General features: G+C 37.2%; 13 protein-coding genes. 1 reads left to right on the forward strand and 12 read right to left on the reverse strand.

The window, feature by feature from the left end:
* Window positions 1–17 precede the first annotated feature (17 nt).
* From OWO01_RS02980 to OWO01_RS03025, 10 genes are all read right to left on the reverse strand, one after another.
* Window positions 18–1,019 (reverse strand): 5-oxoprolinase subunit C family protein, encoded by a 1,002-nt coding sequence (locus OWO01_RS02980; protein WP_268778935.1) that lies wholly within the window; start codon window positions 1,017–1,019, stop codon window positions 18–20.
* Complete coding sequence (pxpB, locus tag OWO01_RS02985; protein ID WP_268778936.1) at window positions 1,013–1,729, reverse strand: 5-oxoprolinase subunit PxpB; 717 nt, start codon at window positions 1,727–1,729, stop codon at window positions 1,013–1,015. Before pxpB ends, OWO01_RS02980 begins: the two co-directional genes overlap by 7 nt.
* Before the next feature lie 321 nt (window positions 1,730–2,050).
* A complete protein-coding gene (locus OWO01_RS02990; protein ID WP_268778937.1) occupies window positions 2,051–3,349 on the reverse strand; it encodes a PTS sugar transporter subunit IIC in 1,299 nt (432 codons plus the stop codon).
* 14 nt (window positions 3,350–3,363) lie between these two features.
* Window positions 3,364–3,669, reverse strand: coding sequence for a PTS sugar transporter subunit IIB (locus tag OWO01_RS02995; RefSeq protein ID WP_268778938.1), 306 nt, complete (start codon window positions 3,667–3,669; stop codon window positions 3,364–3,366).
* Complete coding sequence (locus OWO01_RS03000; protein ID WP_272505980.1) at window positions 3,666–4,007, reverse strand: PTS sugar transporter subunit IIA; 342 nt, start codon at window positions 4,005–4,007, stop codon at window positions 3,666–3,668. The genes OWO01_RS02995 and OWO01_RS03000 overlap by 4 nt, the downstream gene beginning before the upstream one ends.
* A 16-nt stretch (window positions 4,008–4,023) precedes the next feature.
* A complete protein-coding gene (locus OWO01_RS03005) occupies window positions 4,024–5,940 on the reverse strand; it encodes a BglG family transcription antiterminator (protein WP_268778939.1) in 1,917 nt (638 codons plus the stop codon).
* Between the two features lie 364 nt (window positions 5,941–6,304).
* Window positions 6,305–6,835, reverse strand: a complete 531-nt coding sequence (locus tag OWO01_RS03010; RefSeq protein WP_268778940.1) for a PD-(D/E)XK nuclease family transposase — start codon at window positions 6,833–6,835, stop codon at window positions 6,305–6,307.
* 572 nt (window positions 6,836–7,407) lie between these two features.
* Complete coding sequence (gene arsB / locus OWO01_RS03015) at window positions 7,408–8,469, reverse strand: ACR3 family arsenite efflux transporter (protein WP_268778941.1); 1,062 nt, start codon at window positions 8,467–8,469, stop codon at window positions 7,408–7,410.
* A 53-nt stretch (window positions 8,470–8,522) separates the two neighbouring features.
* Entirely contained in the window at window positions 8,523–8,942 is a 420-nt protein-coding gene (arsC, locus tag OWO01_RS03020) for an arsenate reductase (thioredoxin) (RefSeq protein WP_268778942.1), read from the reverse strand.
* A 42-nt stretch (window positions 8,943–8,984) separates the two neighbouring features.
* Window positions 8,985–9,329, reverse strand: a complete 345-nt coding sequence (locus tag OWO01_RS03025) for an ArsR/SmtB family transcription factor (protein ID WP_268778943.1) — start codon at window positions 9,327–9,329, stop codon at window positions 8,985–8,987.
* A 168-nt stretch (window positions 9,330–9,497) separates the two neighbouring features.
* On the opposite strand from OWO01_RS03025, the gene trhA reads away from it, so the two are divergent.
* Window positions 9,498–10,145 carry a PAQR family membrane homeostasis protein TrhA gene (trhA, locus tag OWO01_RS03030; RefSeq protein WP_268778944.1) on the forward strand — a complete coding sequence of 216 codons (648 nt, stop codon included), beginning with the start codon at window positions 9,498–9,500 and terminating at the stop codon, window positions 10,143–10,145.
* Between the two features lie 97 nt (window positions 10,146–10,242).
* Here the strand turns inward: trhA and OWO01_RS03035 are convergent, their stop codons facing one another.
* Window positions 10,243–11,025, reverse strand: a complete 783-nt coding sequence (locus OWO01_RS03035; protein WP_268778945.1) for a class I SAM-dependent methyltransferase — start codon at window positions 11,023–11,025, stop codon at window positions 10,243–10,245.
* An 8-nt stretch (window positions 11,026–11,033) separates the two neighbouring features.
* Entirely contained in the window at window positions 11,034–12,170 is a 1,137-nt protein-coding gene (locus OWO01_RS03040; RefSeq protein ID WP_268778946.1) for a DEAD/DEAH box helicase, read from the reverse strand.
* Window positions 12,171–12,363 lie beyond the last annotated feature (193 nt).

A 12,363-nucleotide genomic window follows, 5' to 3' on the forward strand; every position in this document is an offset into this window, starting at 1 on the left:
AAGAAACTCGTTTACTTTCAACGGTAACTTCTTAACTGCACCCCAACCAATAGTTGTTTCATTTCTCGTTCTTGTTTAATAAGCAGTTGTTCTGCTTCTTTATGTGTGATCCAAGTAAAATCGATCATGTCACCTGGTTTTTTCTGTGCCAATCTTGAAAGATCAACCGTTGCTACTTCCGCAATTTTCGGGTAACCACCGGTTGTTTGACTATCAGCCATTAAGACGATTGGATTTCCGTCTGAAGGGACTTGAACCGTGCCAAATCGGACCGCTTCAGAGATCATTTCTTGTGATTTTAGTTGGCTAAGTTTATTTCCATCTAGCCTATAACCCATCCGATTAGAAGCTGCGGTAATACGAAACTGTTTGTTTACTAATGACGCTTGGCTTTCTTTTGTAAACCAATCAAACTGTCTACCTTTCATAACACGGATCGGGTAAGTATTATCTATCTTAGAAACTCGTCCCACCGACCAATCCGCTTGATAAAAATCGTCTATTTGATTTGCTTGGTTTCGCAAATGGGAGATGGTGTGCTTCGTGTGTTCACTATATTTCCTTATGTAGAGTATATCCTCTGCTACTAAGCTACGACCATGATAGCCACCTAACTTAGCGCGAAGATCAGTAGACCGACTGTTCATTACCTTTGGGACGTTAATACCACCACCAATTGCAAGATAAGCCCGACAGCCTCTTTTCATTCTATCGAAATGAATGATACTTCCCTTTTTTAAGAAAATCGGACGATTGTTGGCAATAGGTTTGCCAAAAATCGTCGGAGATAGGTCTGCACCAGTTATCGCGACGAGGGCGTCTTCTTGAACTTCTATAATCGGTCCCATTAAAGTCATCTCAAGCGTAGCATTTGATTCGTTGTTTCCTACCAACCAATTAGCAATACGATGCGCGTTTCTATCCATCGCACCGCTACTAACCACACCATGGTGCCTGTAACCAGTTCTTCCTAAATCCTGTACAGTTGTTAATAAACCTGGTTTGATTATTTTCAGCATAATTTTGCCTCCAAATGATCATATACTTCTTTTGTCACCGATTTGAATTTTATTTTATCACCTGTTTGTAATAGTGTCGGTTCAGGATCATTCGGCTGAAATAGTTCCAACGGCGTTCTTCCAATCACTTGCCAGCCACCAGGTGATTCAATCGAATAAACTCCTGTTTGTTCACCTGCAATGCCTACAGAACGAGCAGGGGTTACCGAGCGTGGGGTTGTTTTTCGGGGTGTTGCAATCCTTTTAGGCAGTCCACCAATATAAGGAAATCCGGGCGCAAAACCGATCATGTACACCGTATATTCTCCTGCTGTATGGAATGATATAACCTCTTCGATCGTTAAATGATTATGTTCCGCTACAATCGAAATGTCAGGGCCATATTCTCCACCATATAAGACTGGAATTTCTATCGTTCGCTGCTTTTTTGTTTCCAATACTGCAATCTGTTGAATTTGTTCCTCGATGATGTTTGCTACAATATGATAGGGAGATTTGAATGGATTCGCTTCTATTTCCAACACTTGAACTGGATCATAAATTACGGTGATCGATGTAAATGCCGGGATATACTCAATGATCCAAGCGTGATCCATGCTATCTAGACATGTGACAACATGTTGTACAATATCATGTGTAGCTAAATCGATTGTATTGCCTAGCTCAATTAGAATCGATTGATCTCCCATGGGTGATAATTTATATTCCATCAATTTACCTCAATTCATTATTAAAAGGTTGGGATTAGATTTCGGATAATAATACCATTGGTTAATTTTATCATTATCTTCTAGGGAAATTCAAAATTTATGAGTTGCACATGAGCCTTTTACTCTTACGAATGATTGATGTGATTGGTATTTGTCTCTGCATTTTCCGATTATCTGCTTGTATTTGCTATAATTTAGTTGATGTTATTGAAAAAGAATCGAGATGAGCTTGCGAACCAATGAAAAACTCCCATGACTATGCTAAATAGAAAAACCCCCCGTTCTACATATATATGTAGAACGGGGGTTTCTAAGTTAAACTCATACAGCTTTTTTGTCCCCACCGTTATTCTCATCTTCTCCTTCTACGCGCACTGCTTCTTTATCCAAAGATTTAAAAAATGGGTAGTAAACTACTAATGAGACAACCAAAAGTACTGCTTGAAGGATAGCGACACGCCAACCACCTTCTAAAAATCCACTAATAAAGATAGGAGTGCCAAGTGGAACACCTATTCCTCTTAATGGAGGAACAAGCCCAACAAATGTTGCAATCATCGCAACAATACTTACAGCTAATGGTGCTAAAATTAATGGAAGTAAAAGTTTCATGTTTAGTACTAAAGGAACACCAAACATTATAGGCTCATTTATACCAGTAATACCAGGAACAATCGCTAACTTACCTAATGTTTTATATCGTTTGGATTTAGCTCTTAATAGTAAGACTGCTAAGCCTACTGTAGCACCTGTACCGCCAAGTGCTGTATAAACCATAAAGAACGACCCGCCTGGTATCATATGAGGTAACTCTGTACCAGCTTGATAAGCTGCTAAATTTTCTAAACGGAGACCAACCCAGATCGGCATCATAACACTCATTACAACAATTGTACCATGAATTCCAAAGAACCATAATAAGCTCATCGCAAACACTACAATCAAGTATGCCCACCAGTTCCCACTTAAATTTACTAATGGTGCTTGAACAAGTGTATAAATAAATTCATGAACATCCCCATAAGGAGTAAGTTCAAATAATCCACGTACAATTAACATAAGAATAATTGCAGCAAATGCCGGCGTTAGCGCAGCAAAAGACTTTTCAATGGTTGGCGGCACACCTTTTGGCATTTTAATATAATACCCTTTAGACAATATTAACGTACTTAACCTTCCTACTAGAACAGCCACAAAAATAGCGACAAACAAACCGGTAGCTCCGAGCCATTCATAACTCAATGCCATCGTTTCCCCATCATCTAGGATACCTAATGGCGTTACAATTAAGAAACTCATTAGTGCTACAACACCAGCTGAAAAGGAATCACCTTTAAATTGGCTGGCAGTTTTATAAGCAATTGCAAAAACCGCATAAATTGCCAGTAAGTCAATCGTTATAGCTGGCGGAATTGATGTTAACGCTTTCAATCCGGTGTTTTCTAAAAATGTTTGGTATGCGGGGATGTTAATTGTATCAATTAATGTAAAAATTGCCCCCCCAAGGATAATCGGTAGAACGGATGCTAATCCATTAGAAACGCTATTCACATAACGATTTTTTTGTATAGCTGAAGCAAATTTTTGAACTTTAACTCGCATTGTTCCTTCCTTACTCATAAGATTACCTCCTATTAGTCATTGATTAAATCTAATGCTACCGTTAATACTTTTTCTCCGTTCATCATGCCATAGTCCATCATATCGATTGTTGCCACAGGAACTTCGTTGTTGACCAGTTGTTTTACTTCCCCTTCAATATGACCCATTTGTGGCCCAAGTAATATTACATCTGTCGGTAAGTTTTCGCTAATCTTTCCTTCACTGCATGCATCGATAAACACATCTTCCCCTTGACTAGCAGCTGCTTCTTTCATTTTTTCTACTAACATACTTGTTGAAAAGCCACCTGCACACGCTAGTAAAATTCTTTTTGTCATCGTTGTTCGCTCCCTCTCCATTGGTTTTCTAATTGGACTCTATGCTTAATTTCTTCAATTAACTCAACAGCAAGTTCTTTAACTGTCAAGGCGTTCATTAAATGATCTTGGGCGTGCACCATTAACAAACTAATTTCTGTTTTTTCTCCACGAATCTCTGCTTGAATTAATTTGGTTTGTACTTGATGGGCTTTATTCAAGCTGTCTTTTGCTTGCTCGATTAATTGCTCCGCTTCTTCTAGTTGCCCCTCCCTAGCAGTGCGAATTGCGCGAATACAATTCGATCGTGCATCACCACCATTCGTAATAATCTGCATAATTTCCTGTTCCAGTTTCATTGTTATCCCTCCACACTTAGATCAGCACTTCTAGCTCAGCCATAAATTGTCGAAAGTTTTTCGTTTGAATCAATCGTTGCCGTAAATGATCATTATCCATTAATCGTAAAAGTAGACGACTCAATTCCTTATGCAAAAACAGATGTCCCGATTTTAAATTAATGAGAAAGATTATTTGGATGGACCTTCCTTGGTACTCCATCGGTTCATCACAAATAGTTACACTTACACTATCCTTAATCGCATCTAATTTCATCGCATGTGGACCAGCAACTCCATTTCGATATACAGTAGTAAATTTTTCTTCCCTCTCTAATACCGATTTAGGAAAACCTTGCACCGCATACCCTGCGTCCACTAGTTCCTGCGCCCTTTTATTCAATAACTCAAGATAGTTGTCTTTACATGATGTACGATGAAAGATATCTTCATGAAACAAATCTTTCAAACCAGTAATCGAAGAAGTATTCGATTTCTTGTGTTTAATTTGAAACGACACAATATCTTTAATGCGTCGCATCTCCTCTTCGTCAATCCATTCTCTAATATGAATGATTGGCACATTACAGAAGGTGGATTCCATCGGCACAGTACTTAAAAATAAGTCGGGCGGATCATTTTTGTATTGTTTAAAGTTATTGATTGATGCGGTGACAATGTATGCATTGGAAAAAATATTTTCTAGATTCAATCGAAGTAATTCGGCGCTTCCACCACCTGTTGTGCAAATAACAACTATTCGTTTATACTTACCTAATGATAAGCTCTTAATTCGCTCTAAGTGGGCTGCGAAATGAAGCGCCACATAGCCCATCTCATCTCGAGACATCTGATAACCATATTGCTTTTCTACTAATTCACTAAAGCGAAAAGCAATAACGAATACGTTAGCATACTTACTATAAATTTCTTCAACCAATGGATTTTCCAATTGCATATTGTAATAGAGTCGCTTCATTAATGGCAACATATGAAACAATAGGTCATTCCGAAGTACTTGGTCATTTTCAAAATAAGTGGAAAATTCATTATCTAGTTTTTTCAATATTAACTTTAATTGTTTTTCAACTTTTTGTTTTTCTTCATCATTAATATTACCTACAGACGTTTTCCCTTCAATATGCGCAGACAGAAACATTGCTTCACTGCTTGGTAACTTGATCTCATATTTTCCATGAATCCATTCAATTATTTTGTTTGCCACTTGATAATAAACCTTACTTGGCTTTACTTTAAGGTGCTGATAAGAAGAAACAAAATTATTTCGCAATGCTCGAAAAATAAGAATTCTAATATGTCGAACCACATTTTCAAAAGCGACATCATTCATTTTCAACTCATTCGCTTGTAAAGCATCATGAACAATCGTACGTAGTTCATCGAGATCAAATAAGTCACGAAACTCTTTAAACTCTTGAATAGGTGTTAAATAGTAGTCTGTTAATACATATTTAGAAAATGCTCTTCGATAATCACTCTCTTCTCCAACTATCCGCAGCCCATAGTGTGCTTTCTTCTCCAACGTTAGATCAGAATCTTGTAATATTTTCGTTACTTTTTTTAAATCTTTAATAATAGTATTTCTGCTAACTTCGATACTATTAGCGATTTGATCAATCGTGATAAAATCTTCCACCTGCAATAAATAAGCAATAATCATGTTGATTCGTTGTTCTTGGTTGTAAACATCTCGATCTAAATTCTCGTTTTGATTCCTAAATTGTTCAAAACTTGATTGGTTTTTAACATGAAGTACGTAACCTTGCCCTCGAATTAATTCAATTTGAAAACCGGATTTTTCCCCCTCTTTATTGGAATCTCGGACAATATTTCGTATGGTGCTCTCTGATAAGTTCATTTTTTTTGCTAGAACTGTTTTGCTTACCGGTCGATCATGTTTCTCTAGAATCTCTAATAATATGAGCGTCCTCATGTTCTTCCACCTTCTTTGATACAGCTGTATATCAGATAATTATCTTATAAACTCATTGTATAGGGGTTTTACGAAGAATTAAAGAGCAATGTTTAACAACTCGGGTGCAAAAAAATGGTTGAATATAAAGCGCTTACATATATCTTTGTACATGCACTGAAAGCTAGAGAAGTGTATTCGATCCTTTTTAAGAAAAGGGAAGATGAACAGTATATGAAGAAAACATGGTGGTGACAAGCGTATGTTTGTCACCACCATGCCTCACTGTAAATAAGAGGGGAATCGAGTATACTCCGTTTCGTTCTAGGTTTACTAAATGTTCTTTCTTAATTAAGATGACAAGAAGCACCGTACATATTTTCGATCATATTTCTAAAGATAAAGCCGCCCTTTGGAATAAGGGATCATGATTGATAAGCTCTTGATATTCCTTCGATTTTTTATTTAGAGAAACACAGATGATAAAACGGAGCCAGTAATATAAGGCATTATCGATAGAAGTATTAGGTATTTTCATTAATTCTAAATAATGTACATCATGACGGCTTTGACGATTTTGATCATGATAGAGGGAATATTTAGTGTGGAAATCGGTGGACTCTTGAAGTAGATTAAATGTTAGTAGATTAATTTGAACAACTTTTTGTGTGTTGTATCTCTTTGATTGTTCTGCAATTTGACATTGATCCATGGATGAGCGATAGTACAATGAACGTTTATGGTAAAATTCAGGGGTGCGAATTTGCATGTTTACAGTGATTAACTCCTTAGAGGCTGTCCTAAAACGCCAGTTCCAGACGTTTGATTGAATAGGAAATGAACAAAATTTTTCTACAATAGTTACTATCTGCTGCTCTTTTGGACATTCAAGAGCAGCATTTAAGAATGCTAGCAATATTTCCTCATCATTAAATAGTGTATGACAAATCGTTTCTATATGATTATCCAGACATTTGTGTTCGCATATCATTTTAAACCTCATCTCCTGTTTTTGGTTAGCATAGCATGCTGATCCTGAATAGTCGAAACAGAAAATAAGGATTATGTAAGTTGAAAAGATCGGTATTTTTTTCATACCGAGTTACGCTTTTTTAGATTTCACTGAGTTACATAAGGTTAAATTACAAAAATAGTCATACGGAGAACTTTTTTATAGAATTAGATTCGTTAAGAATTGTAGTCGAAATCTGAAATGAAGCAGTCATATTTTTTTATGACGTGTAAGTGTAGATAGCTGGTTAATAACGTAGCAACTGGAGCGGGATGGATTGGCTATCTCAGTTCCGAAAAGTAATCGACCGACAAATTTATATGCTTCATTTCCTAGACCAATAAGACAAAACGAGAAACCCAGCGGTTCTTTAAGAGCTTCTACAAAGCGTCTGAATGGCACTCCAGTTACAGACGGTCGCTTTCCATAAGATCAAAAAACCAGATGCTGTTTAGCACCTGGTCTCTGCTTCTTGTTTAATAATTTTCTTGTTTTGCTGGGAACCAATGCTTTGTGCGATTAGCAATTTTGACCAGCATCAACATAACAGGAACCTCAACAATAATACCAACAATTACTGCCAAAGCTACTGGAGATGTAACTCCAAATAAAGCAATCGCAACAGCTACGGATAATTCAAAGAAATTCGATGCACCAATCATCCCTGCAGGTGCCGCTACACTATGCGTTAATTTCAATTTCTTTGCTGCTAAATATGCAAGGAAAAAGATAAAAAATGTTTGAATCGTTAACGGAACCGCAATGAAAGCGATATGAAGCGTATTGTCTAAAATAGTATCTCCTTGGAAGGAAAATATGATAACTAGTGTTAAAAGTAATCCTGCAATCGTTGTATTATTAAATTTAGGTAAGAATTTATTTTCAAAATAATCGACACCTTTTCGGTTCACTAACATAACTCGTGTTAAGATACCAGCCGCAAGTGGAATGACGACAAATAATACAATGGATAAAATTAACGTATCCCAAGGAACTACTACCCCACTAACACCTAATAAAAATGCAACTATCGGTGTATAAGCAATTAAAATAATTAAATCGTTCGTAGCAACTTGAACTACCGTATATGCCGGATTTCCTTTGGTTAGATGACTCCAAACAAACACCATCGCTGTACATGGTGCAGCACCTAAAATAACTGCTCCCGCTAAATATTCTTGTGCTAAATCTGGTGTAATCCAATGCCTGAAAACAACAAAGAAGAAAAATGCAGCAATCCCATACATCGTAAATGGTTTTATCAACCAATTGACTACCCAAGTAATGTATAGACCTTTTCGATCTTTACTAACATTTTTCACACTAGTAAAGTTTACTTTCATCATCATTGGATAAATCATAATCCAAATTAAAATAGCAATTGGAATCGAAACTTCTGCATATTCAAATCCCCCTAAAAAGTCAGGAATAGCTGGTAAATAGCGTCCGATCAACACACCTACTACCATGCAAATAAGTACCCAAACCGTTAAATACCTTTCAAAAAAACTGATACCTGTTAATTTTTCTTTACTCAATGATTTAGCCTCCTTCAATCTTCTTAGATCACAATGGATCTCTGCTTCGTCATTTATTCACCAGTTTCAGCAAATCGTTTGATTCTTGCTTCAATTTCATCACGAACTCGTTGGAAAAATGCCCATTTCTCTTCTTCAGAACCTTCCGCTTTTGCAGGATCATCAAACCCCCAGTGTTCTCTCTTTACATTTGGAGGGGTAACCGGACATTTGTCTTTGGCATCACCACATAAAGTAACCGCTAATGTTGCTTGATTTAATATTTCTGGATCAATAATTTCTGATTCTTGATTCGAGATGTCTACACCTACCTCAGCCATCGCTTTCACAGCCTTTGGATTTAAACCGTGAGCTTCGATGCCTGCGCTTTTCACGATCCACTCGTCTGATAGATAATTCTTTCCCCATCCTTCAGCCATTTGACTTCTACATGAATTGCCCGTGCATAAAAAATAAATAATTTTTTTTGACATGTTGTTTGCTCCTTTTTTTTAAAATTTTATAAGTGCGTTACATTAACAGCAAGTAATTCTTCCGCCCTTAGCCGCTAGTTCTGTTAATTTATCTGCTTGGCTAGGTACTTCGGACAAAAGGTGTTGAAGAAAAGGATAGCTTTCACTTGCTGTATTTAATGAATAAAAAATCCACTGCCCTTTTCGTTCTTCATGAATCAAACCATTGTCTCGTAATTTTCGTAGATGTTGACTAATCGCTGGTTGACTCATCTGAAAAATTTCTACAAACTCACAAACACAGCACTGATCTTCTTCCAACAACTTAACCATTGTCATTCGTGTTTTATCACCTAATAATTTACATATAGTTGCTGCCTGATTGATCGTAAACATTGTTTTTTCCATAATCAGATCCTCCCAAAATACCTCTTAATATTATTATATAATTATTTACTTATATATTCAATTCCATTGAACTATTTTTACATAGATTTAACAATAGACTTGCATTATTCCTTACTTCCCTCCATAATTATGAAATAGCAAGAAGCTAAGCTAGGAGGATTAACGGACATGGGAGAAACACATAAATTTTCATTTGGTGAAGAAATTGCAAACTCGATTACTCACGGTATTGGATTTCTATTAAGTATAGTCGGGCTTATTGTATTAATTGTGTTTGCCTCCTTTGAAGGAACGGCTTGGCATATCGTTAGCTTTACTATATTCGGTGTAACGATGGTTCTACTTTATACATCGTCGACATTATTACATAGCCTTCCACCAGGAAAAGCAAAAAATGTTTTTGAAATTCTCGATCACTCGTCGATCTATTTTTTCATAGCTGGTAGCTACACGCCTTATTTGCTCGTAGTTGTACGTGGTGGATTGGGCTGGACACTCTTTGGTATCGTTTGGGGGCTAGCTATCGGTGGAACAATCTTTAAAATTTTCTTCGTAAAACGATTTGTTTTTTTGTCTACATTATTATATGTATTTATGGGATGGTTAATCGTTTTCACGTGGACACCAATGACAGAGGCAGTCGCACCTGAAGGTGTTCGGTTACTCGTTATCGGAGGAGTGCTATACACATTCGGAGCTGTTTTTTATGTATGGCGAGGGTTTAAATATCATCATATGGTTTGGCATCTATTCGTTTTAGCTGGTACCATTGCACATTTTTTTAGTGTGCTTCTTTATGTTTTACCAGTTAAGTAAAGGGACACCTTAATCAGTATAGGTTTTATTTTTGAAGTTGCTCTAGGGTGTAAGAAAGGGATAAGGAGAGGCATGACCCTGCTCACACTTATCCCTATTACTGTTCATCCAGCTCCAACGTCCCATAATGAAACAAAGAGGTTTTTCTTCTATGTTGGGTGAATCCTAGTTTTGTAAACCGGTCACTTTTCCAATGATCTTTTAAAACCACTCGTTTCCTCGCTACTCTTTTTGCCTCTGCAATAATCTCTATTGTTATATCATTGCTTGATGCTTGGTTTCGGATTGAATTCATCCCACTTGAAGTATTGATTGGAGCAGAAAACATTGGGTCAAAATAGACAATATCAACCGAATTTGTTTTGGCTTTCTTTAAAAAGGAGTAATGATCGTCACGGATCACTTCTATTCTTCTCATCGCCTGGTCAAACAGTTGATTCCCACTAACATGAGATGCTAATCCTTGTTTTGCTAATAGATGCAATACATCATTGTACTCAATCCCAATAACTGATCCCGCTGAACCCACCGCGATGCTTGCAATAATACTATCAGAAGCTAGCCCCAACGTGCAGTCTAAGAAGGACATCCCCTCTCTTAATTGAGCAGTCTCGATTAGAGGTTCTTTTTCTCCATTAAATATCCGCTTGGCTCGAACCATTGCTAAATTGGGATGAAAAAAGAGCTTTGATTCATCATTTATAGGAGAAATGAATACCCGATCTTTTCCTACGACAACTACATCCGTTTGATAATGTGCTTTTAATTGTTCCACGGACACACCATTTCTTTCTTTGTAAGGTAAATCAAACGTATGAGATAGTTCTTTTGCTTTTGACAGCAAATCACTTGTAGTTCGGCTAGCTGTAGTAATGATCATTTTTGTTCCTATCTACTCGTCTCATGTTTCGGAGTGAGTTTTCCTTTCTGCAAATGGTATTCCACTATAGAAAGGTCTAATTTATTCCCAATCGATTGCAATTCTTTTGCTTCTTGAACCGTAACAATGGATAATACGGAGCCACCGGTAGAACCAAGACGACCTGTACGGCCAGAACGATGTAAATACTGATCCACACTCCGAGGAACGTCCAATTGTATTACATGCTGTAACTGCTTTAAATCTAGTCCACGTGCTGCTACGTCTGTCGCTAACATTAACTGTATCTCATCTTTGCTAAAAAGACGGATTGCTTTTTCACGATCCTGTTTTTTCACATCACTATGCAACATCGCTACAGATAACCCACGATACTCTAGCTTTTCTGCTATTACAGTCAAATTACCAATATCCCGGAAGAACACAAGCGCTTTCCATTCATGATTACGAGTAAGCTTCCTTAATAAATCTGCCTTTTCTCGTGCTTCACAAACAACGTACCCGTGATTGACAGGTGGTGTACCTGCTTCGTTGCGATTAACTTGAACATGAACCGGACTTTTCATCCAATCTTCAGCTTCTTTAGCAAATTGATTGGAAATCGTAGCAGAAAAAAGAACGATTTGGCGCTCGCTTGGTGTACTTTTGATAATATCTGAAAGATTATCTCTATGTTCTGGAACAAAAAGTTGGTCCGCTTCATCTAAGACAATACTTTCGACTTGATGCATCTTTAATTTCTTTTGTTTGATTAATTCAAAGACTCTTCCTGGTGTACCTACAATCAACTGTGGTTTTTTCTTTAGTTTTTCTAGTTGCCGTTTTACGTTTGCTCCCCCAATTAATGTCGTCGCACCAATCGAACTGCCACTTGTCCATAGTTGTACTTCGCGATAAATTTGCATCACTAACTCGTGAGAAGATGCTAAAATCAACACTTGTAGCTGTTTTTTATTTGGATCTATTTTTTCTATCAAGGGAAGTAAATAAGCTAACGTTTTTCCGCTCCCAGTAGGAGAAACTGCGATCAGATCGTTACCCTCACTGATCTCAGGAATTGCTTTATTTTGTATCGCTGTTGGTTCACTAAATCCTTGTTCTTTCCAAGTTTGTTGCATAAATGGCTGTAATCGATCAATAATCATAAACGTCTTACTCCTTTAATCCTTCTAGAGGGTTTGCGTTTAGTATAGCATAGAATGGTTGGAGACTTGAAACTGTCTTAGTTAGTTGGATGAGTGATTTCTGAATTTGCGTGCGACTTTTCCGATTTGCGTGCGAACTTTTCGATTTGCGTTACAAATGACTCACCAGCCTTCACTCCATCGCACACGCCCA

Source organism: Natronobacillus azotifigens (genome assembly GCF_026805325.1).
Classification (GTDB): Bacteria; Bacillota; Bacilli; order Bacillales; family Amphibacillaceae; genus Natronobacillus; species Natronobacillus azotifigens.

What these genes read in the sequence shown, in the direction of transcription:
- OWO01_RS03040 (WP_268778946.1), bottom strand. Translation starts at nt 12,170, where the DNA reads ATGATTATTGATCGATTACAGCCATTTATGCAACAAACTTGGAAAGAA.
- OWO01_RS03000 (WP_272505980.1), bottom strand. Translation starts at nt 4,007, where the DNA reads ATGAAACTGGAACAGGAAATTATGCAGATTATTACGAATGGTGGTGAT.
- OWO01_RS02980 (WP_268778935.1), bottom strand. Translation starts at nt 1,019, where the DNA reads ATGCTGAAAATAATCAAACCAGGTTTATTAACAACTGTACAGGATTTA.
- trhA (WP_268778944.1), top strand. Translation starts at nt 9,498, where the DNA reads ATGGGAGAAACACATAAATTTTCATTTGGTGAAGAAATTGCAAACTCG.
- OWO01_RS02990 (WP_268778937.1), bottom strand. Translation starts at nt 3,349, where the DNA reads ATGAGTAAGGAAGGAACAATGCGAGTTAAAGTTCAAAAATTTGCTTCA.
- arsC (WP_268778942.1), bottom strand. Translation starts at nt 8,942, where the DNA reads ATGTCAAAAAAAATTATTTATTTTTTATGCACGGGCAATTCATGTAGA.
- OWO01_RS03025 (WP_268778943.1), bottom strand. Translation starts at nt 9,329, where the DNA reads ATGGAAAAAACAATGTTTACGATCAATCAGGCAGCAACTATATGTAAA.
- OWO01_RS02995 (WP_268778938.1), bottom strand. Translation starts at nt 3,669, where the DNA reads ATGACAAAAAGAATTTTACTAGCGTGTGCAGGTGGCTTTTCAACAAGT.
- pxpB (WP_268778936.1), bottom strand. Translation starts at nt 1,729, where the DNA reads ATGGAATATAAATTATCACCCATGGGAGATCAATCGATTCTAATTGAG.
- OWO01_RS03005 (WP_268778939.1), bottom strand. Translation starts at nt 5,940, where the DNA reads ATGAGGACGCTCATATTATTAGAGATTCTAGAGAAACATGATCGACCG.
- OWO01_RS03035 (WP_268778945.1), bottom strand. Translation starts at nt 11,025, where the DNA reads ATGATCATTACTACAGCTAGCCGAACTACAAGTGATTTGCTGTCAAAA.